The organism is Streptomyces viridiviolaceus (assembly GCF_014650995.1).
Classification (GTDB): domain Bacteria; phylum Actinomycetota; class Actinomycetes; order Streptomycetales; family Streptomycetaceae; genus Streptomyces; species Streptomyces viridiviolaceus.
Map to the genome: position 1 here is coordinate 1 of NZ_BMWA01000033.1, position 18,191 is coordinate 18,191.

Annotated in this window: 16 protein-coding genes and 4 pseudogenes; 10 read left to right on the forward strand and 10 right to left on the reverse strand. The window is 69.4% G+C overall.

Annotated elements, in window-relative coordinates; translation table 11 throughout:
• Positions 1-145: 145 nt before the first annotated feature.
• Together IE260_RS34735 and IE260_RS34740 are read right to left on the reverse strand one after the other, a co-directional pair.
• A complete protein-coding gene (locus tag IE260_RS34735) occupies positions 146-739 on the reverse strand; it encodes a DUF4291 domain-containing protein (RefSeq protein WP_189879270.1) in 594 nt (197 codons plus the stop codon).
• A gap of 40 nt (positions 740-779) precedes the next feature.
• Positions 780-1,252 (reverse strand): annotated as a pseudogene (locus IE260_RS34740) (IS5 family transposase); the annotation flags it as partial.
• A gap of 311 nt (positions 1,253-1,563) precedes the next feature.
• Here IE260_RS34740 and IE260_RS34745 point away from each other — a divergent pair.
• Positions 1,564-2,799 carry a bifunctional class I SAM-dependent methyltransferase/NUDIX hydrolase gene (locus IE260_RS34745; protein ID WP_189879272.1) on the forward strand — a complete coding sequence of 412 codons (1,236 nt, stop codon included), beginning with the start codon at positions 1,564-1,566 and terminating at the stop codon, positions 2,797-2,799.
• 113 nt (positions 2,800-2,912) lie between these two features.
• Here IE260_RS34745 and IE260_RS34750 read toward each other — a convergent pair whose 3' ends face one another.
• The 3 genes and pseudogenes from IE260_RS34750 to IE260_RS34760 form a co-directional block, all read right to left on the reverse strand.
• Positions 2,913-3,095, reverse strand: coding sequence for a hypothetical protein (locus tag IE260_RS34750; protein ID WP_189879274.1), 183 nt, complete (start codon positions 3,093-3,095; stop codon positions 2,913-2,915).
• Positions 3,096-3,492: 397 nt separating this feature from the next.
• Positions 3,493-4,200, reverse strand: a complete 708-nt coding sequence (locus IE260_RS34755) for a hypothetical protein (RefSeq protein WP_189879276.1) — start codon at positions 4,198-4,200, stop codon at positions 3,493-3,495.
• A 134-nt stretch (positions 4,201-4,334) separates the two neighbouring features.
• A pseudogene (locus IE260_RS34760) lies at positions 4,335-4,493 on the reverse strand (IS5/IS1182 family transposase); the annotation flags it as partial.
• Between the two features lie 133 nt (positions 4,494-4,626).
• Between IE260_RS34760 and IE260_RS34765 the strand changes: the two are divergent.
• Together IE260_RS34765 and IE260_RS34770 are read left to right on the forward strand one after the other, a co-directional pair.
• Positions 4,627-4,809: a hypothetical protein gene (locus tag IE260_RS34765; RefSeq protein ID WP_189879278.1), complete on the forward strand. Its 183-nt coding sequence runs from the start codon at positions 4,627-4,629 to the stop codon at positions 4,807-4,809.
• Complete coding sequence (locus IE260_RS34770) at positions 4,806-5,297, forward strand: hypothetical protein (RefSeq protein WP_189879280.1); 492 nt, start codon at positions 4,806-4,808, stop codon at positions 5,295-5,297. Before IE260_RS34765 ends, IE260_RS34770 begins: the two co-directional genes overlap by 4 nt.
• 250 nt (positions 5,298-5,547) lie before the next feature.
• Here IE260_RS34770 and IE260_RS34775 read toward each other — a convergent pair whose 3' ends face one another.
• Both IE260_RS34775 and IE260_RS42130 read right to left on the reverse strand, forming a co-directional pair.
• A complete protein-coding gene (locus tag IE260_RS34775) occupies positions 5,548-6,390 on the reverse strand; it encodes a PhzF family phenazine biosynthesis isomerase (RefSeq protein WP_189879282.1) in 843 nt (280 codons plus the stop codon).
• 18 nt (positions 6,391-6,408) lie between these two features.
• Positions 6,409-6,623, reverse strand: a pseudogene (locus tag IE260_RS42130) (hypothetical protein); the annotation flags it as partial.
• Positions 6,624-7,111: 488 nt separating this feature from the next.
• Between IE260_RS42130 and IE260_RS34780 the strand changes: the two are divergent.
• The 3 genes from IE260_RS34780 (at position 7,112) to IE260_RS34790 (ending at position 10,256) form a co-directional block, all read left to right on the forward strand.
• Positions 7,112-8,176, forward strand: coding sequence for an alkene reductase (locus tag IE260_RS34780; protein WP_189879284.1), 1,065 nt, complete (start codon positions 7,112-7,114; stop codon positions 8,174-8,176).
• 602 nt (positions 8,177-8,778) lie between these two features.
• Positions 8,779-8,973, forward strand: coding sequence for a dienelactone hydrolase family protein (locus IE260_RS42140; RefSeq protein ID WP_229881606.1), 195 nt, complete (start codon positions 8,779-8,781; stop codon positions 8,971-8,973).
• A 779-nt stretch (positions 8,974-9,752) separates the two neighbouring features.
• On the forward strand, positions 9,753-10,256 hold the full coding sequence (locus IE260_RS34790) for a MarR family winged helix-turn-helix transcriptional regulator (protein WP_189879286.1): 504 nt from the start codon (positions 9,753-9,755) through the stop codon (positions 10,254-10,256).
• 95 nt (positions 10,257-10,351) lie between these two features.
• Here IE260_RS34790 and IE260_RS34795 read toward each other — a convergent pair whose 3' ends face one another.
• On the reverse strand, positions 10,352-10,702 hold the full coding sequence (locus IE260_RS34795) for a DoxX family protein (protein WP_189879288.1): 351 nt from the start codon (positions 10,700-10,702) through the stop codon (positions 10,352-10,354).
• Positions 10,703-11,119: 417 nt separating this feature from the next.
• On the opposite strand from IE260_RS34795, the pseudogene IE260_RS34800 reads away from it, so the two are divergent.
• Positions 11,120-11,906: pseudogene (locus IE260_RS34800) on the forward strand (oxidoreductase).
• A gap of 221 nt (positions 11,907-12,127) precedes the next feature.
• Here IE260_RS34800 and IE260_RS42150 read toward each other — a convergent pair.
• Both IE260_RS42150 and IE260_RS34815 read right to left on the reverse strand, forming a co-directional pair.
• On the reverse strand, positions 12,128-13,537 hold the full coding sequence (locus IE260_RS42150; protein ID WP_229881608.1) for an IclR family transcriptional regulator domain-containing protein: 1,410 nt from the start codon (positions 13,535-13,537) through the stop codon (positions 12,128-12,130).
• 576 nt (positions 13,538-14,113) lie between these two features.
• Positions 14,114-14,887 carry an IclR family transcriptional regulator gene (locus IE260_RS34815; RefSeq protein WP_189879290.1) on the reverse strand — a complete coding sequence of 258 codons (774 nt, stop codon included), beginning with the start codon at positions 14,885-14,887 and terminating at the stop codon, positions 14,114-14,116.
• 194 nt (positions 14,888-15,081) lie between these two features.
• Between IE260_RS34815 and IE260_RS34820 the strand changes: the two genes are divergently transcribed.
• From IE260_RS34820 to IE260_RS34830, 3 genes are read left to right on the forward strand one after another with little or no spacing between them, the layout of a single operon-like run.
• A complete protein-coding gene (locus IE260_RS34820; protein WP_229881610.1) occupies positions 15,082-16,410 on the forward strand; it encodes an MFS transporter in 1,329 nt (442 codons plus the stop codon).
• 8 nt (positions 16,411-16,418) lie between these two features.
• A complete protein-coding gene (locus tag IE260_RS34825) occupies positions 16,419-17,198 on the forward strand; it encodes a fumarylacetoacetate hydrolase family protein (RefSeq protein WP_189879294.1) in 780 nt (259 codons plus the stop codon).
• Entirely contained in the window at positions 17,198-18,169 is a 972-nt protein-coding gene (locus IE260_RS34830; RefSeq protein ID WP_189879427.1) for a sugar kinase, read from the forward strand. Before IE260_RS34825 ends, IE260_RS34830 begins: the two co-directional genes overlap by 1 nt.
• Positions 18,170-18,191: the final 22 nt, after the last annotated feature.

Genomic DNA, 18,191 nt, shown 5'->3' on the forward strand with positions numbered 1-18,191 from the left:
CGGTAAGACGGGCACCCGTGCCCGCACAGCGCGGTGAAGCAGGAAGCCCCCGGAAGGGTCAGACGACCCAGGCCGGATTCCCTGGACTTTAGGCCAGGGAGCACGTCAACAGCTCTACGAAGTCATCTCAATTGGTGGCCGTGGCCTATCGGTGGAGGTGTGTCAGAAGCTCATCGCCCACGGGATAGAGGCGTTCATGTGGCAGGAGTTGCTGGGCGGCCTCCAGCCCTCCGACTCGCACATGGGCGTGGATCATGCGGGCCAACGGTGTGACATCGGCGATGGAGATGATCCACTCGTCGGCGTAGAGACGTGCGGCTTCGCTGGCAAGGCCGAGCTGTAGTGATCGGTGCGGAAGCGGCTGAAGGTGCAGGTCGCGTTCGGGATCCCATTGCACGCGGGCAGGAGCCCGCTTCAGCTGGCGCCTCCACGTGTTGCGGTCGGTGTGGAGTCCGTGCTCATAGTGGGACAGGCAGGCGTGCCGCAGTGCCCACTCGAAACCTTCCCGGGTGATCTCGACGGCGAGGACATGTTCCTGGCCTTCCTTCGTGCCCCACCCGCAGCGGTACATCATCCACAGGAATGACGGCTTGATCCATGTCATCCGGTTCCGCTGCCACACTGCTGGGAATCGACCGTCCCGAGCCGCCGCCAGACCGATCGCCGGCGAGTATGCCTGGTAGACGGTGATCGTGGAGTCAGTGTAGAGGGCTCGGATCTGATGTTTGGGTTCTGTCATTGGATCAGGGTGGTCACACCGCTTCACGTGCGCCATCGAATTACCGCGGCGGGCGGCCGCCGAGTCTGCGGTAGCAGATGAGGGCGCGGGCGATGCTGGTGAAGCGAGGAAGTGGTCGGCAATGCGTTCGTAGCGTCAGTGGAGTCGGCGGCAGCCGGCGAGCCAGGCCATGGTGCGTTCGATGGGCCAGCGGTGGCGGCCCATCCGCTGTGAGGACTCGACGCCCTTGCGGGCGATGCGGTGGGTGATGCCACGCTTGCGTAACCATCGCCGCAGGTGGGGGTAGCCGTAACCCTTGTCGCCGTGCAGCTTGCCCGGCTTGCGCCGCCGCGGACCGCAGCGGGGCCGGATCGGCGGTATGCCCTTTACCAACGGGACCAGGGCTTGGCTGTCGTGCAGGTTCGCCGCCGAGATACCGACGGAGATGGGCAGACCGGTTCGCTCGGTGATGAGTTGGACCTTTGAGCCGTACTTGCCCCGCTCGACAGTATTCGGGCCTGTCAGGCCTCCCTTTTCAATGCCTCATGTTGACGGGGTCATTCGCGCTCGTCCCGCGTTCCGACGCGTCGACGCCCTCTGTGCTTGCAAGGAGTTGGGGCGCAACTCGGCGAGGCGGGTACGGAGCGGACCTGTCAACATACCGGCCGCATCAGCCGCTCCAGCTCAAGCACTACCCGGCCTCGCCCTCCGGCGTGGGCGAGGAAGAACAGCCGGAGGAGGGACGGATCGGTGCCCGGCAGCAAGCCAGAGAACGGGACAGCGCCCGGCGATGAGCGGGACAATGTGACGAGGCGGCTCGGCGACGAGCCCGAGGAGGGAATGCGATGACGGCACCCGACGCACCCGGTACGGCCGATGCCGAGCAGGTCAACGCCGCGATGTGGCACGCCTACGGGGCGCACCACCTCGACCGGGCCACTCCCCTGCCCGAGGTGGACGAGATCGCCTGGGGCCCGGCGGGAACGGGGCCGGGTGACGCTGTCCTCGGCGATCTGACGGGTCTGCGCGTGCTCGACCTGGGCTGCGGCCCGGGCCGACACGCCGCCCACCTCGCCCGTACCCATCACGCTGCCGTGGACGCCGTCGACCTTTCACCGACTCAGATCGAGCGCGCACGGGCCCGCTACGGCGACCTGTCGGGCCTGCGGTTGATCCACGCCGACGCCGTCGGGCACCTGCGTACTTCGGCGCCGTACGACGTGATCTACTCCTTGTCCGCCGTCCACTTCGTCGACCCGTACCGGCTGCTGCCCGCCCTGGCGGCGGCCCTCAGACCCGGCGGACGGCTGTGCTTCACCGTGCTGCACACCAATTCGTCCGGTAACGGCCCTTCTTCGGAGGTGGAGTCGCGCCCGGAGATCCTGCACCTGGCCGGCGGCGGCGAACTGACCGGGCGCATGTGGGTGCTCACCACAAAGCTGTGGACGGACCTGCTCGCGCAGCACGGGCTGCGCGTCGAGGAGATCACCGTGCTGGACGCACCCGAGGAGGGCAATCAGGCCTCCTACCGGCTCTTCCAGGTCCGCAGGCCGACCCGGATCACCTCGCGTCCCCGTACGGCCCAGCCGCCCGTCGCACATGCGGCGGCCGGGGTCGGTGCGGTGCTGGTGGGACCGCGCGGTCTGCTGCTCGGCCGCCACCGGCGGGGGACCGTCGAGTTGCCCGGCGGCACGGTGGAGCCGGGCGAGTCGCTGGAGGAGACGGTCGTGCGCGAACTGGCGGAGGAGACCGGCCTGCATGCGGCCCCGGCCGACGTGCGCCTGCTGGGCATGCTCATGGACCAGGTCGGCGACGTCGTCCGGATCACGTTCGGCGCGCTCGTCACGCGGTGGCGCGGCGAGCCCGCCGACCAGCCGGGCGAGCGGGTCGGCGACTGGGGATGGTGGCCGCTGGACGCGCTGCCGTCGGGGCTGTTCGAGTGCAGCGCCCAGATCCTCACCGCCTGGCGCCCCGACCTGCCCATCGACCATCCGCCGGCCCGCTTCACCCGCTTCGCCGAACCGCACAGCGCTGGTCAGGACACCGTCGGTCAGGACTCCCTCGATCAGGTCGGGAAGTAGTCGCTCAACACGCAGCCGTCGACGAGCGCCTTCTCCGTCCGGTGAGCCGCTCGGCGGCGAGAAGGCTGTATGCGGCCGTCGGCCGGGGCAACGCGGGCGATGGAGCGGGACATCTACGGATCGCCGTACCTCAATGCCACCATCCCCGCGGGCACGGGGAGCAGCCCTTCGAGTTCCATGGACTGTGCGGGGCGGTGGGCCCCCGCGGGCGCGGGGAGCAGCGACTCCCGGTAGAGGTCCAGCGCCGGAACGGTCTGCTCCCCGCGTACGCAGGAATGGCCCACGTTGCACCTCATGCTGCTCCCCGCGCACGCGGGGATGGCCCCGGGCCTCGACGCGCTGCCGACACCCTGCTCGGGCCCGAGCAGGGTGTCGCACGGCTCCGAGCGTGCCATGCCGACTTCACATGGCGCGGCTCGGACGGGTCCGCACCCCGCAGGCGATCGAGGTCCGCTTCGGCACCTGGCGGGCCGGGCCGTCGACGTACCGCTCTACACCACGACGTCCGTCGACGCGGTGACCGCCGCGCACCCCGGGGTCGACTGGGAGCAGCTGCGTTGGGACAAGGATCTCTGGCTGTCTCATGTTCCATCTGAGGCGACAGCGGGAGGGCAAGGAGACCGTTAGGTTCCCTGATTTGGCGAGTCTCCGGTAGTAGATGAGGGTGCAGGCGGCGATGTCGGTCGCACCCGCTCAGCCGGCCGAAGTGTTCTGCGTCGCCTCGCGTGCTTCGGTGAGGGCTCGCTGCCTGAGGTTGCCGCCGAACAACTGAATCGTGGTGGCGGCAAGGATGTCATCCCTGTCGATGGTCCGCCCGTCCCCCCTGCGGGTGGACAGGGCCCGGAGGGAATCCTTCAGGAATGGGGGTGGGGCCGGTTCGCCCGACATCACTGGGGTGACCGTACCGAAACGTTTGACTCCGCCCTCGCGGACGACCCTGGCCGCGTCCCGGGCGAGGTCCGTCAGGAAGACGCTTGCGATTCCGTCCAGGTCGCGGACCATCGCTGGGACGGCCGTCGCCCCCTGGCTCCGCAGCAGCTTCTTGACCCCAGCCTCGAACCTGTGGGCGCCGACCACAGCACTCGGTTTGCGCGACCTGCTGCGCTTACGAGAAGGCACGATGACACCCTCGGCGTCGTACATGACACCGGCCAGGCCTTGAAACGTCGGGCTGTGGTCGTACCACTTGTTCCCCACCTCGAGTTCGACGTTCCGGTCGATCGCCGAGAGAAGGTCCCCGGGAATCAGCTTCTTCCGGGTCTCCTCCGCCGCCGCTCTCCTCGCGCCGTCGATGATCTCCGTCAGCACGGCTTTGACGAGAGAAGGCTTGAACGGCGAGACGTCCATGACCGAGGCGGTCTCGGGACCGCTGCGCTCAGGGCGTGCGGGCTGTGTGGTCATCGGGAGAAACGCTCCCTGCTGTCGGAGTTATCAGAGGCCCACACTTCACCACGTAGACCCGCTCTCTCCCGCCATCCTCCGTCGAAGCGGCACCCGGTCAAGGGCCTGGCGGGCAATCCCGACGGCCGGGCCGAACGGCGGTGGGCCGTCGCCCCCGACGGCCCGAACGACGCCGACGGCACCTGCTGCCGGGTACGACCCGACGTGGCTACGAACACAATCGCGGCCAGCACCTCCCGGTCACCGTACCGACGCCGGCCACCCCCCTGAGGTCTTTTCGGCGGTGCGGGCATGAACGCATGGCCTCTCGATAGCTCGGAGATGCGCATCAAGCCGGACAACACCGGGAGGCCCTGCTGTCCTTGTTGTGCACGCACACGCCCACCGGGTGCAACTCAGCTCTCGTGTCGTGCGATTGTCTCGCGCATGCGTACGGGAACGCTGATCGTCCGGATCGGGTACGCCGGTGCCCCCTCGGACATGACGGACGCGGAGTGGGCGGCGGTGCGGGCCCAGCCCGTTGCGCCAAAGAGGGCGAAGAAAGTCCGCAAGAAGAATTATTCTTCCCGCGCGGCAACCAGAGTCGACGAGAGCGAGAGCGCACCGTGACCAACCCACCCCGCAACCCCTACGACCGCCGCCCCACCCCGGCACCGGCCTCCGCGCGGCGGCCTGGCGTCGCTACGGCCGCGGGGGTCTTCGCGATGCTGCTCGGTCTGACCATGGCCTGCTACGCGGCGTACACAGGGATCAAGACCTTCGAGTCCGGCTTCGGCCCGATCATCGGCCTGGTGCTCTTGCTCTTCGGCCTGTCCATAGCCCGGAACGCGTTTCTGCTCCTGAAAGCCGACTGGGCCGGGGCTGAGCGACTGACCATGCAGCTCGGCATCATCGCCGGTCTGTCCGGTGTGGCGATAGGCGCCATGGTCGCCCAGGCCGACTTCGACAACGAATCGGCGAAGACCCAACTCATCGGGTTCATCACCGCGTTGATCCTCTCGGTGACCGCGATCGCGCTGTGCTCGCTGCGGGGCACGAAGAATTACGTCGAGGGGCGTCGTCCCTCCACACCCCGCCTGCCCCCCAGGATCGGCTGACAGCCCAACGGCCGGGTCACACCTCCCACCGAGGTGCACCCGACCCTTCTGCGTATGCCTCAGAGCAGGTGGTCCGCCTTACCGGCCTTGGATAGGGAGGACAATTCCTTTGCGATGGGAAGCCGTCCCACATGCGCAAGTCCCGACGGCGGAAGCGTAGTGACCGACCCCTGCGCGATGACCTCTTCATCCGGAGCAGTTGGTTGGTGTCTGATGTTGCCTCAGACGAGCAGTTCCGTCCGGTATGCCGTCACGGCTGTACCGGCGGTAGAGACGAGGATTTCGCCGTCGGTTCCTGTCTCCACGTGGACTTGGACGTCTCCGGGCGTCCCAGGACCGGTCCCTGCCGACGGGTGAAGGACGGGCGGCCGCTGGGAGCGGGAACGATGCCGTGTCGTAGCAGATACGCTCCGAGGGGGCTGCGGCCGTTGCCCGTGGCGGGGTCCTCGAAGACTCCGATCGCTGGGGCGAACATCCGGGACCAGGTCAGCAGGTGTTCCTCGCCGGTGGCCCTGGTGAAGACGAAGAATCCGCTGGTGGCGAGGCCGCGGCTGAGTGCCGTCAACGCGGCCGGGTCCGGCCGCAGTGCGTCCACGGCGGCATGGTCGCGCAGTTCAACCAGTACTTTGGCGTGCCCTGTGGACACGATCTGGACGGGACTGCTGCCCGCGAGGTCCCTGGGCGCGGCGCCCAGGGCGCGCAGCAGCCGGTCGGCCTGCGGGTCGTCCAGTTCAGGTCCGAAGACGGCTGCCCCCTGGTGCATGCCACCGCACTCGGTCGCCGTCGCGGTGGATCCGCACGCGCTGCAGCAGTCCGGTGCCGGTCTTCTGCACCAGCGACCGGAGGGCAGCCCGTACTCGACGGCTCTGGCGAAGTGGGTGGCCACAGTGGCGTGTCCGCAGGTGCGAACCTCTGTCGTCGGCGTGAAGAACCGTACCCGCACGTCGTGGTCGGTGCCGTCGGCGGGCAGCACGAAGGCCGTCTCGGAGTTGTTCAGTTCCCTGGCGATGACCAGCATGCGCACGTTCGTCAGGCCGTCGGCCACCAGCACCACACCGGCCGGGTTGCCGGTGAAGGGGGTGTTTGTGAACACGTACCTGGTAGAGAGCTCTCACAGGGCCTCCGCTCGGCAGGGCCTGGCGGTGGCCGGGATGCTGCATCCCTGGTCGCCGCCGGTTGCCGCGTCTTCGGCCAGTCGGATCAGGGTGCGCGCTGCGCAGCCAGCTACCGCCCGCTGGGCGTGTAGCCGTGTGACCGGCTCTCGTCGAAGGCCAGTCCGGCGATGTCCAAGTGCGCCCAGGGAACGCCTGCCGGCACGAACTCCCGGGCTTGGGCCGCCGGCTGCCCTGCGCGGCATTTCCGGGGCGATCCGTCCAGGCCACGGCACCCCGAGGCCCGGTAGCCCCCGCCGCGTCGTCGAGCGAAACTTCACCCTGCTCCACCAGTTCAAACGCCTCGCCGTCCGCTGGGAACGACGTATCGAACCTCACGACGCCTTCGCCTCTTTGGCTTGCAGCCTCATCTGCTGGACACGCCTCAGAAGACCGGATCGTGAACGCGTCATGAGCTCTAAGGAGAGCGGCTTCCGACGAACGGTCTTCTACGCGGACTGCCACCCACGATCAGGACGAGCCGCACCTGCCAGGCGTGTCTCGTGCAGCGGATGGTCCTGAATGTTCTCAACCACCCGACTACTCGGGCCGAGCGGACGGATCGAACCGGCAAGATACTTGGCCGACCAACGATTGATGTAGGCTCCGAACCGGGCCCTCGAAATAATTGGTCGACCAACGAATAGGACTGATGGAGACCCCGTGACCACCGCTTTCGACCCGATAGACCTCTCCGGCCTCCGCCTTGCCAACCGCATCGCGATGGCCCCCATGACCCGCAGCCGCGCCACCGCCGACGCGCTGCCCACCGCCCTCACCGCCGAGTACTACACGCAGCGTGCCTCCGCCGGTCTGATCGTCACCGAGGGCATCCAGCCCTCAGTGGTCGGTCAGGGCTACCCCAATACTCCGGGGCTGCACACGGCCGAGCACATCGCAGCCTGGCGCGCCGTCACTGACGCCGTGCATGCGGCCGGGGGACGGATCTTCGCCCAGCTGATGCACACCGGCCGCATCGGTCACCCCGACCTTCTGCCCGACGGACTGGTCAACGTGGCACCCTCCGCGGTGGCCGCCATCGGCCAGGTCTACACCCACGAAGGCCCCAAGGACTTCGTCACTCCCCGCGAGCTCACCGACGAGGAGATCCAGGCCACCATTGCGGACTTCGCCGCCGCCGCTCGCAACGCCGTCGAGGCCGGCTTCGACGGTGTCGAACTCCACGGCGCCAACGGCTACCTGATCCACCAGTTCCTTGCTCCCAACAGCAACCAGCGCAGCGACGGGTGGGGCGGTTCGGTGGCGGGCCGGATCCGGTTCGCCATGGAGGCCGTCAAGGCCGTCGCTGAGGCCGTCGGTCCCGAGCGCACCGCCCTGCGGCTGTCGCCGGGCAACCCGTTCAACAGCATCGAGGAGCCGGAGCCGGAGCCCACGTACACCGCGCTCGTCGACGCGCTGGACCCGCTTGGTCTGGCCTATCTGCACGTGGTGGAGGTCACCCCGGAGGCCCGGGAGGTGACCACAGTGCTGCGCAAGCGGTTCAGCGGGGTGTTCATACTGAGCCCGGCGACCGAGGGCCCGACCGGCCCGGAGTCGCTGGCGCTCGTCGAGGACGGTACGACCGACGTGATCGCCTACGGGCAGCTGTTCCTCGCCAACCCCGACCTCCCGGCCCGGCTGCGGGCGGGCGGCCCCTTCAACGCGCCCGATCAGTCGACGTTCTACGGCGGCGGCGCCGAGGGATACACCGACTACCCCACGCTGTGACACATGCCAGGGGCCTCCGCGCGGTAGCGGAGGCCCCTGTGCCGTACACGGCTCACCACTCTGCCGTGAAGACGCCGGCCCCGATGAGCTGCGGTCGGCGTACCGGCGCCGGGGGGGTCGGCCACCGTGTTCTCCACACCGGTCGCACAACTGCCGGAGGCCAAGTGCGCCGGCGTCACCGAGTACGCCCACCCGCGTGGTCACCGCCGATGCCGACCTTCGTGGTCCGAGCGTCGACCGTACCAAGGACGGCGCCCGCGGACCGGACAGCACACCTGTGAGGACGTATGTCGAATGTGCTGGTCGTCACCACCGTGGGGTGGGCAGTCACGGAAGGATGGAGTCGCTGCGGCGGGATGCAGTCATGGCTCACATCGCGTTGTTCCACTCGGTTCTCGGCCTGCGCCCAGCCGAATTCCGCGCGGCTGAGCGCCTGCGTCGTGCCGGGCCCGAGGTCATGACGCCCGACCTCTTCGGCGGCGAGGCCGCAACCACCCTCGATGAAAGATTCCAGCTGGTCGACGGAGTCGGCTGGGCAACGGTGGTCAACTCTTCTGCATGCTCTTGCCGACCTGCCCCCATACGTTCGTCCGGGTCTCAGGGTGCAGTTGCACGCCGCTGATCCGGACGACTTCGCGCCGCCCGAGCGCGTTGCCGCACTCTGCCGAGCGGCGCAGCAGAGCAGCGCCGACCTGGAGGTCTTCCGGTATCCAGGCGCCAACCACTCCTACACCGATCATGACCTGCCCGACCATGACCGGCCGCAGCAGAGCGGGTGCTGGGACCTCCTCGGCTGAGGTTGGGAACCGAGAGCGGAACCCGACCACGCGATGCTCTTGGTTTCATGTCGCGTGGAGATCGGAACGAGCTTTCTTGCCTTGCGGCAACCGGGGGTGCAGTACCGCCCGTTGCTCGGCTGCGCACAGGCACCGCCTGGCGGGCACGCCAGGCGAGTAGAGGAGCATGAGGCCGGTCTACGACCTGTTCCGCCGATGGCAGCGCGGGGCACCTGGCACCGGATCTTCACAGCTCTCCAGTTCCGGGCGGACGCCATGAACCTGATCACCTGGGAGATCAAGGTCGACTCCACCGTCTGCCGGGCCCACCAGCACGCCGCAGAAGCGAGAAACAGGGGGATGACAGAAGCAGCCGCCGGGCAGCGTGGCGGTTGGAACACGGCCTGCCCACGCGGAGGTGGGCTTGGCTGCGCCACCCCCGACATGGCGGGCCAGGCTCGCGACCATGAGAACTCGCGACCATGAGAAAGGGGGTGCCCGCCAGCGTTCGGTCCGGAGGACGCGGTATCGATCGCCCCGAAGGCACTGCGCTGTGGCCACGAGGTACGACCAGCTCGCGGTCCGCTACGAGGCGACCGTTCTTGTCGCGGCCATCAACGAGTGACTGTGCAGCTCATGCGATACACGCCCCTGGGAACGGTCCGGAAACACCGGCCGACGCTCCGGCCGCCCGAACGGCCAGGGGACCGAACTCCCGTCGCCGCTCGACCGGCGTTGTCGGAGTGCATCTCCATGGTGAGACCACGAGGAAGTCGTCACGTGCACAGTAAAGTGAGCTCATGGTCACGAACGCGCTTACACCCCCCGAGAAGGGCGCCGCTGCCGCTCCCGGGGATCTCATCCGGCATCTGGCGATCATTCTCCGCGGGTTCCAGGCCAGGTTCGAGAGCGCGATGGACGGGATGCCGGCCGGGGTACGCGGTTACCAGATCCTGTCGACCGTCATTCACCGGGATCCGCCCAACCAGCAGGCGATCGGCACTCACCTGGCGATCGACCGTACGGTTCTGACCTATTTGATCGACACGCTCGTCGACGCCGGACTGGTCGAGCGCGTCCCCGACCCGGTGGACCGCCGGGCGCGCAAGATCGTGGCCACGGGTCCGGGCACCGAGGCGCTGGCCAGATACGAGGAGCGGGTGGCCGCGGCGGAGGCCGATCTGCTGTCGGGGCTGTCTCCCCAGGATGGCGCGGCCCTGTCGGCCCTGGCCGGGCGCCTGTCCACACAGATCCACCGCGCGCATCCGGGGGTCAACCCCTGCGAAGCGATGGACCACATCTGACACAGCCCTCGCGGCAGGCGGCAGCGGAACGGGCCACCATATTGGTGGCCCGTTCCAGCTTCCACGGCAGCATCTGACGCCGGGCGCTCCGCTCGTCAGATGGTGGCGACGGCCAGCGCCAGCTCGACCGCCGAGACCACGAGCAGGACGCCGGAGCCGGGCACCCCCTTGACGTCCTTGACCCGAAGGTGGGCGATCACAGCGCCCAGGAAGTAGAGCACCACGCCCACGGCGGCCGCGACACCGAGCGGCCGGTAGCCGATCCCGACGAGCAGACCGACCGCGCCGGCGAACTCCAGTACGGCCAGCACCGGCACAAGTCCGGACGCCACTCCCACAGCTTCCAGGATCGCCATGACCTTCGGGTCCTTGACGAGTTTGCCCCGGCCTGAGACGACCAAAATCAGCGACAGCAGAACGGCGAGGGCGACATAGGCAATAGACATGGATTCTCCGTGTTAGGGACGGGCCGGGAGACCTGCGGCGACCTGTGGATGGCCGGCCAACTATCTGCTCGGCAAATATTCTGCGTCGCAGACTATATCCTGGGGTTGCTGCAGTCGGCGCCGCCGTGAACCCTCTGAAGGCGCGCGGCACGGCGGGACCCCGTCACGTGTTCCAATCGCGCTCACACTTGGGCGACCAACTATATGCCTGTCGGCTTTCTCGGCAGCCACACCGCCGCACACTCGGGCGGCGGTGCACTTCCGCCCGCCCGGCACGAAGGAGAAGTTCCTTATGCCCCTTTTCACCCATTCGTTTCGGCAGTCTCCAACTGTCCAACCGCATAGCGATGCGCCCACGACCCGCAGTCGTGCCGACCGGAACGGCGTACCGACGTCGAGCATGGCCACGCCCAGGCCTTGGCGGGCCTGATCCTGACTGAGGGCACCCAGCCGTCGTTCCACGGACAGGGCTACCCCATGACCCCCGGTATCCACACCGGCGAGCAGGCGGCCGGGCGGCGCGCGGTGGCGGACGCCGTGCACGCCGTCGGCGGGCGCATGTTCCTCCAGCTCCAGCACTCGGGGCGAGTGGGCCACCCCAGCGTCCACGGTCTCACTCCGGTCGCTCCGTCCGCCGTCCGCGCCGACGGGCAGATCTTCACGCTGGAGGGTCCCAAGGACTACGTCGCGCCGCGCGCCCTGACCACCGCCGAGGTCGAGGGCATCGTGGTTGAGTTCACGCGCGCCGCTGAGCGTGCGATCGAGGCGGATTTCGACGGCGTCGAGCTGCACAGCGCCATGGGATACCTGCTCCACCTTCCTCGCGGCCAACACCGACCTGCGCACCGACGTCTGCAGCGGCTCCCTTCAGAACCGCGTCCGCTTCGCCGTCGAGGTGATCGAGGCCCTGGCCGCCGCGATCGGAGCCGACCGGGTCGGCCTGCGGATCTCGCCCGCCGAGGCGCTCAACGACATCGCCGGGGGCGACAGCATCGCGCTGTACACACACTGCTGGGCGCACTGGCGCCGCTGGGCCTCGCGCACCTGCACCTGGTGGCCGCGGAGGACGAGGACCTCAACGACAAGATCCGTGCCACCTGGCCGGGCATCCCCGTGGTCGAACCGCTCAACTCCTTTCCGCAGACACCCGAGGACGGCGGCCGGAAGAACGCGGAACGGTGGCTGCGCCACGGTGCGGACCTGATCGCCTTCGGCCGGGGATTCCTCGCCAACCCCGACCTGGTCGCCCTCTTCCGCGCCAACGCACGGCTCAACGCCCCGAACCCCGAGGACCTGTACGGGGGCGGTGACGGCGGCTCCATCGACTGCCCCACCCTGGGCGGGCCCTCTGCCTGGCGAACCCCCGAGGTCACCGGCCGGGGCGGCTCGGTCGGGCGCCCGTCTCCACGGCTCACTGCCCCGTCATCACGAGGACGCGTGGCGACGGCCGCTGGAGTCCGCCGTCCTCGCGGGCGGCCCATCCGTGTCGCGGTCGCCGGACAGCCGCTGCTGCAGTCCCTCCTCGATCTGGTTGAGCATGCCGGTCACCGCCGTCGTCTCCTCCTCACTCAGCAGCGTGGTGGCATCCTGTTCGAGCTCATGCCAGAGGTCCGCAACCTGGTCCCGCAGGGCCTGCCCGGCGTCCGTGAGGGAGACGATCGACGCGCGCCGGTCGGTCGGCGAGGGGGAACGGGTGATGAAACCGGCCTGCTCCAGGCGCTGGAGCATCTTGGTCACCGTGGAAGCGTCCAGGGCGAGAGCGCGGATGAGGTCCGCCTGTGCGCGATGGTCCTCGTCCCACAGCAGCATGAGCAGGATCTCCTGGCCCGGGTAGAGCCCCACCCGGCGCAGCAGGGTGCCTGCGTGCACGCGGTGCAACCGGCCGGCACGGAAAAGAGCATGGCTGACCCTCCCCCAGGTCGCGCCGGACGGCGCGTCCCCCATGGCGCAGATCTGTTCGCTGGGCTGCCTGCTGTCACGGGCCGTGCTGACGTCCTTCTCGACCCGGCTCTGGGCGGCCTCCGCCTCTTCCCTCTCTGCCCCGGCGGGTAGTCCGGGGAGCAGAGCGGGAGGGCAGCCGATCGCGCGCGACGCGACGCCGGCGGCGGCCACGACGAGGGCGGCCGTCCTCGGCACGTCCGTGGATGTCAGCCGCTGCACGGGTGCCACGATGCCCAGTACGGCCACGAGTCGTCCATGCACACCGAAAACGGGCGCGCTCACGGAGACCGACCCGATGTCGCCTCCTTCGAAGGAGACGGCGTGACCGCGACGGCGGACGGCGGCCCGCTGCTCGGCGAACTGCTCTGCGTCGGGAATGGTGTGCCCGGTGACCGGACCAGGGCCCTGCTTCAGGACGTCGCGCCAGGCGTCCTCGTCGTGGGCGAGGAACACCCTGCCCGCCGAGCCCTCGTGCAGGGGAGCCACCATGCCGAGGGCGACGACGCGCTTGACGGCATGCCGGGTCTCGGCGAGCCCCACGACACTGCGGTACAGGCCGTCCCGCACGTACAGGCAGGCCGTCTCTCCCGTGCTGTCTCGTAGTTCGTCCAGGAAGGGCTGGATCCGCCGGACCGGATCGAAGCCGTACAACCCGGGTGCGGCCATGCGTACCAGAGCGAGCCCGACGCGATAGGCGTCCCCGGTCCGGTCGAGGAAACCCTCGCGCACGAGGTTCTGCACCAGGCGCTGGCAGGTACTGGACGGCAGCCCGGTCGCCTGCCTGATCTCAGGCAGCGTCAATTCCGGCCCTTCCGGGGCGAAGCACTCCAGAATGGCGCGGATCTTGCCGAGCACGAGGAGCGGGGGCTGCCCCTGGGGGTCCTCCTCGTTCATCACTGCCGCCCTCCTGGCCACTTCGCCTGCTGACCTGCTGTTCACCGTCGTGCGGTACTCGCACACGACGGTATGCCGACAGTACCTGAGCGAGGTTCAACGGTTGCGTGCCCCATGCAGCCCCGTCGGCGGCCCGCCGGAGCCGAGGACTGACTCTCCGACCTGGCTCTTGACCATGGCAGGAGATCAGATGGTGAGTCGCAGCCCGCGACCCGGTTCATCGTATTCGGCGCAGGCCGCCGAGACCGACGAGGCGACTGGTCGCCGGACAAGCGGTGGCCTCCTGCAGGAGGCCACCGCGGCGCCGGGCGTGGCCGGTCTCGCGGACCGTCCCGGCAGCCCCCGGGGGCCGTCGGCCCGAGCGCCCCGTGGCTGGTGGTACGGACTGCGACCCGGCGAGGCAGCCGACGCGGGCGGGATCCATCCGGCCGGGACCATCGGTGACCCATTCCGCTCCCCCGCCGGAGCAGCCTCTGACACACCGGCGGCCCGAATCCGGCGAGCCGCACCACCGGTGCCACCGCGGGGTCCCACGACCAGGCGGCTCCCGTCACACCGTGGGCTCGTGACGGCGCGTCAGTATGTACCGGTGGGCAGCGCGTACGACAGTTCCTGCGCCGCGCTCGTGAGGGCGGGGTGGAGACGGACGAGGTCGGGCAGCGGGGTGCGGTAGGCGGGGGCCGCGATGGAGAGGGCGGCGCGGGCCGTGCCGTCGGGGCCCAGGACGGGCACACCGAGCGCGCGGATGCCGGGTTCGTGCTCCTCGTCGGCCACGGCGTAGCGGTCGGCTCGGACCTTCTCGATCTCGGCCCGGAAACGCGCTCGGTCGGTGATGGTGTGGGGACCGAGCGGCTCCAGTACCAGGGTCTCCAGGAGTTCCTCGCGCACCTCGCGCGGGGCGAAGGCGATCAGCGCCTTCCCCATCGCCGTGCAGTGGACCGGCCCGTGCTTGCCGGGCTCGCCGCGGACGCTGACCTGCTGCGGCCCCTGCACGTAGTGGATGTAGAGCTGCTTGTCCCCGTCGAGCACCGACATCAGCACGGCCTCGCGGGACAGTTCGGCGAGCCGGCGCATCACGGGCAGGGCCACGCCGGTGAATCCGTGGGCCTGGGAGACCCGCTGCCCGAGCTGGTACACCCGCAGTCCGAGCGTGTAGTGCTTCGTACGTACGTCGAACTCGACGAAGTGGTCGCGGCCCAGCGACTTCAGCAGCCGGTAGCAGGTGCTGGTGGGGTAGCCCGAGACGCGGGCCAGCTCGGACAGGGTGACACCCGAGGGGTGCTCGCCGAGCAGTGTCAGGACGGCGAGGGCCTTGCCGACCATGTCGGAGGCCGGAGTTGAGGCTGACATGGGACCACCTTCTCACAACTTTTTCCGCATCGCGGCAAGAGTTGCCGCATTTTGAAATCGATCATTGACACAGCCGTCAGCGCGACTTCAGACTCTTCCCGAATTACGGCATCACTTGCCACATCGCGGCAAACCCTGCGCTCCCCATGTGGCACCCACCGACGGCAATGACGCCCCGGAAGAAAGAGGCCCCGATGTCGCCCCGATCCACCGCGGTCCCGACCCCGACCGCTTCAACACCGCCCGCCGACGCGCTCAGTCCCCGACGCTGGACGCGGCTGATGCCGATCGTCTTCGTCACCTACAGCTTCGCGTACCTGGAACGCTCCAACTTCTCCGTCGCCACCGCCGGCGGCATGGCCGACGACCTGCACATCACCGGCTCGGTCTCGGCCCTGCTCGGTTCGCTGTTCTTCCTGGGCTACTTCCTCTTCCAGATCCCCGGAGCCCTCTACGCCCAGCGGCGCAGCGTCAAGCGGCTCATCGTGCGCTGTCTGGTCGTATGGGGTGTGCTGGCCACCGCCCAGGGCCTGATCCCGAACGTGCACGTGCTGATGGCGGTGCGGTTCGTCCTCGGCGTCTCAGAGGCCGCGGTCCTGCCGGCGATGGTCATATACATCACGCACTGGTTCACCGCACGGGAACGCGGCCGGGCCAACACCTGGCTGATCCTCGGCAATCCGGCCACCGTCCTGTGGCTCACCGTCGTGTCCGGCTACCTCGTCGAGTGGGTCGGCTGGCGCGGCATGTTCATCGCCCAGGGTCTCCCCGCCATCGTGTGGGCCTGGGTCTTCCACCGCTTCGTCGACGACCGGCCGGCCGACGCCGCCTGGCTCACCGAGACCGAGCGAGCAGACCTGGAGGACGCGCTCGAGGCGGAGCAGCGCGGCCTGCGCCCCGTCACCGGCTACGGCAAGGCGCTGCGCTCGGCCAACGTCATCCTGCTGTCGGCGCAGTACCTGCTGTGGAGCCTCGGCGTGTACGGCTTCGTCTTCTGGCTGCCGTCGATCGTCGCCAAGGGCAGCGACGAGGGCATCGGAACCACCGGTCTCATCTCCGCCGCGCCCTACCTCTTCGCCTGCGTCGCGATGCTTCTCAACAGCCGTGCCTCCGACCGCGCCGGGCGCCGCGCCCTGTTCGTGTGGCCGTGGCTGCTGATCGGCGCTCTCGCCTTCTACGGCTCCTACCTGCTGGGCGACGACTTCTGGCTCTCGTTCCCGCTGCTCTGCGTCGCGGGCGCCGCCATGTACGCACCGTACGGCCCGTTCTTCGCGTCGATCCCGGAGTTCCTGCCCAGCAACGTCAGCGGCGCGGCGATCGCGCTCATCAACTCCTTCGGCGCGCTGGGCGGCTTCGCGGGCAGCTACCTGATCGGCATGCTCAACGACGTCACCGGCTCGACGGCAGCCTCGTTCCTGATCATGGCCGCATGCCTGGCGGGCGCCGCCGCACTGACCCTCGCCGTTCGTCCCGCTCGGGCGAAAGCCGAGACGGACGCCCTGCCGGAACCGGGAAGGGCCTGAGCAACTCCATGCGCATCGCTCGTGTCGCCCATACCGACGGGGTGGACTACGCCGTGCTCGACAGCACGTACGCCGAACTGATCGCCGACCCCTTCGCCACCACGCACCCCGTCCCCCTGGGACGCCGCATCGCCCTGGCCGACATAGGGCTGCTCGCCCCGGTCGTCCCCAGGACTGTCGTCGGCATGGCACACAACACCGGCCCCGACGACCGGCGGCTGCCGCCTCAGGCCTTCCTGAAGCCGGCCCGTTCGGTCGTCGGGCCGGGCGAGCCGATCCCTCTGCCGATCACGTCCGAACACGTCGACGCCGAGGCCGAGTTGGCCGTCGTCCTGCGCGCGCCACTCGCCGGGCACACCGCAGAGACCGTGCACGAAGCCGTCCTCGGCTACACCGTCGCCAACGACGTCACCGCCCGCGATCTGCAACGCACCGATCCGCTGTGGACCACCGCAAAGGGTCAGTACGGCTTCACGCCCCTCGGACCCTGGGTGGAGACCGATCTCGACCCGGACGACGTCCAGGTGGGCCTGAGCATCGACGGCCGACCTCTGCGCCCCGCCTCCACAGCGCACCTGGCCCGCGGTGTCACCGAGATCCTCTGCCACCTCGCCGCCCATCTGCCGCTCGGCGCGGGAGACGTCGTCCTGACCGGCGCCCCGGGTGAGTATGGACCGCTGCGTCCGGGCGGACGGGTCGAGGCGACGGTCACGGAGATCGGTTCCCTCGCCAACCCGGTGATCCACAGCAACCACCCGCCCCACCCAGGAGAGACCCCGTGTCCCTGATGCCCCCCGCCCACCTGCCGCCCCGCCTGGACGCGGTCACCTTCGGAGAGGCGATGGTGATGTTCCGCGCGGAGGACAACGGCCCCCTCTCCCAAGTCGACCGCTACACCCGTGCGCTCGCCGGAGCGGAGGTCAACGTCGCGATCGGGCTGAGCCGCCTCGGCCACGCCACGGCCTGGGCGGGCCGGGTGGGCGACGATCCGCTGGGCGCCCACGTCGTCTCCGCACTGCGCGCCGAGGGAATCGACACCGGCGCGATCGACGTCGACGCTCACGCCCCGACCGGTTTCCAGCTCAAAGGCCGCGCCGACGTGGGCGACCCCGAGGTGGTCTACTTCCGCCGCCACTCCGCCGGCAGCCGCCCGACGTCCTCCCCCGCCGTCACCGCCCGGCTGACCGGCGCCCGGCATCTGCACGTCACCGGCATACCGCCGGCCCTGTCGCCGACGGCGCGGGAGTTCACGTACGAGGCGATGGAGACCGCCCGTGCCGCGGGCCTCACGATCTCCTTCGATCCCAACCTGCGCCCCGCGCTGTGGCCGGACCACGACGAGATGGTGCGGGTCGTCGGCGACCTCGCGGCCCGGGCGGACTGGGTGCTGCCCGGGCTCGGCGAGGGCAGGCTGCTCACTGGCCGGGACGACACCGAGGGCATCGCACGCCACTATCTGGCGGCCGGAGCCCGCCGCGTCGTCGTCAAGGACGGCGGGAACGGCGCGGCCCGGCTGTTCCAGGACGACGGCTGCTGGGTCCAGCCCCTCTTCACCGTACGGTCCGTCGACTCCGTCGGCGCCGGCGACGGCTTCGCCGCCGGGCTCATCAGCGCCCATCTCGACGGGCTCGACGCACCGAAGGCGGTGCGCCGGGCCGCGGCTGTCGGCGCCCTCGCCACCACGCGGCGTGGCGACAGCGACGGGCTGCCCACCCGCGCGGAACTGGAGGAGTTCCTCGCGGCCCACGCCGCCGCCTGAATCCACCGACGCACCTCTTGCC

Coding starts and splice junctions, on each gene's coding strand:
- IE260_RS34820 (WP_229881610.1), top strand. CDS start 15,082: ATGTCGCCCCGATCCACCGCGGTCCCGACCCCGACCGCTTCAACACCG.
- IE260_RS34830 (WP_189879427.1), top strand. CDS start 17,198: ATGCCCCCCGCCCACCTGCCGCCCCGCCTGGACGCGGTCACCTTCGGA.
- IE260_RS34795 (WP_189879288.1), bottom strand. CDS start 10,702: ATGTCTATTGCCTATGTCGCCCTCGCCGTTCTGCTGTCGCTGATTTTG.
- IE260_RS42150 (WP_229881608.1), bottom strand. CDS start 13,537: ATGAACGAGGAGGACCCCCAGGGGCAGCCCCCGCTCCTCGTGCTCGGC.
- IE260_RS34815 (WP_189879290.1), bottom strand. CDS start 14,887: ATGTCAGCCTCAACTCCGGCCTCCGACATGGTCGGCAAGGCCCTCGCC.
- IE260_RS34755 (WP_189879276.1), bottom strand. CDS start 4,200: ATGACCACACAGCCCGCACGCCCTGAGCGCAGCGGTCCCGAGACCGCC.
- IE260_RS34745 (WP_189879272.1), top strand. CDS start 1,564: ATGACGGCACCCGACGCACCCGGTACGGCCGATGCCGAGCAGGTCAAC.
- IE260_RS34735 (WP_189879270.1), bottom strand. CDS start 739: ATGACAGAACCCAAACATCAGATCCGAGCCCTCTACACTGACTCCACG.
- IE260_RS34765 (WP_189879278.1), top strand. CDS start 4,627: ATGCGTACGGGAACGCTGATCGTCCGGATCGGGTACGCCGGTGCCCCC.
- IE260_RS34750 (WP_189879274.1), bottom strand. CDS start 3,095: ATGAGGTGCAACGTGGGCCATTCCTGCGTACGCGGGGAGCAGACCGTT.
- IE260_RS34790 (WP_189879286.1), top strand. CDS start 9,753: ATGGTCACGAACGCGCTTACACCCCCCGAGAAGGGCGCCGCTGCCGCT.
- IE260_RS34825 (WP_189879294.1), top strand. CDS start 16,419: ATGCGCATCGCTCGTGTCGCCCATACCGACGGGGTGGACTACGCCGTG.